At 64.0% G+C, this 1,426-nt stretch carries 1 protein-coding gene; it reads left to right on the top strand.

Annotated features, from left to right (window positions below; all coding sequences use genetic code 11):
* Nucleotides 1-540 precede the first annotated feature (540 nt).
* Entirely contained in the window at nucleotides 541-1,092 is a 552-nt protein-coding gene (locus tag ACFU5K_RS31885; protein WP_384068232.1) for an EF-hand domain-containing protein, read from the top strand.
* Nucleotides 1,093-1,426: the final 334 nt, after the last annotated feature.

The raw sequence follows: 1,426 nt of genomic DNA, 5'->3' as shown, positions 1-1,426 counted from the left end.
CCCTCCTGGCCACCTGGACCGGCGCCTGCTCGATATGCGGCCAACCCGCACCAACCCCCGAACCACACCACAGGATCTAACAAAGCCCTACTAGTGCCGGGGCCGGCAACGTTTGCCCTGTCGACGCGCCGCCCGGGTGTGGGATCTCCGCTACCTGTGCACGCCTACCAACGTAGAGGAGATCGTTCTGTACGCCGAGCTCAGCCCACGCGAGGAACAGCTACTGCGGGAGCGGGCGGTCGTTCTCCCCTGGTGACTGGGAACCAGATCAAGGTGAGCTTCCGTCGTATCGCCACCCGGACAGGGTGACCGTCACGCACTGCTGACCTGTAGCAACGGAGGTTGCGCGATTCTCATCGAAGGTTGAGCGGCTGGCGCCCACCTGCTCGACACTCGGCGTGGTCCAGCAGCCAGGTCAGGCATGCATGCCGACTGGAAGTGATCACTAAATCGGGTGATGAACTGCCGTTTTGCCCCCGACTGAAGGGTCGTGACCAATCCTGAACAGGTCAGCAGACTTGATCACGTAAAGGGGCACCCATGACCACTGCGGCGCAGGACACCATCACCCTCAAGCTTGAGCGCACCTTCGAGCAAATGGACGCCAACAACGATGGCTACCTCGACTGGTCGGACTACCAGAAGCTCGGCGACCGTTACATTCAGGGGTACAACCTCTCCCGGGAAGACCGCCGGGCCAGGGCTCTGCAGACCTTCTGCCAGATCTACTGGCTGGAGCTGCTGCGCCACGCGGGCGTGGACGGCGACCGGCTCACCAAGGACCAGTTCGTCATCGCCAACCGACTCGCGGTCATCGACAGCAGTCGCCTCAACGTGACCGAGGGCGGCGGCCACGCAATCTTCGACATCATCGACGTCGACGGGGACAACGAGATCAGCAAGGACGAGTTCGCCCGTCTGATGCGGGACGTCTGGAGGGACGACTCGCCGGAGACGATGGAGCTGTTCGCCAGGATCGACTCCGACGGAGACGGGACGATCTCCCGTCACGAGTTCATCCGTGTGGTGCGCGAGCACTTCCTCTCCAACGACCCCGACGCTCCGGGCAGCATCTTCTTCGGCCACATCTGACCCATCCGCTGCGAAGCACCCCGGGCTTCGGTGAGCCACCCGCGGCCGTCCTCTGGACTCCCTTCCAGCGGACGGCCGCCGTTGTCCGCACGACCGGCTCCAAACCGCCGCGCTATACAGGGCAGCCCCTCAACCTTCCGTGAGAATGCTCAACCTTCGCTGCGACAGGTCAACTGCCCGGCACGGCGCCCCGGACGGCGCGTCACATCGCAACAGGGCAAACGTTGTCTGATCCGGCTCTAGTAGGGCTTGGTCAGCTTGGTGCGGGTGTGGGTATGTCGCGGTGGCAGGTGGGGCAGGCGCCGGTCCATGTCGCCAGCAGGGTCTGCAGTTG

The organism is Streptomyces sp. NPDC057428 (genome assembly GCF_042803195.1).
GTDB lineage: Bacteria > Actinomycetota > Actinomycetes > Streptomycetales > Streptomycetaceae > Streptomyces.
Note: the sequence above shows the minus strand (reverse complement) of the source record. Positions and strands in the feature narration are given on the sequence as shown.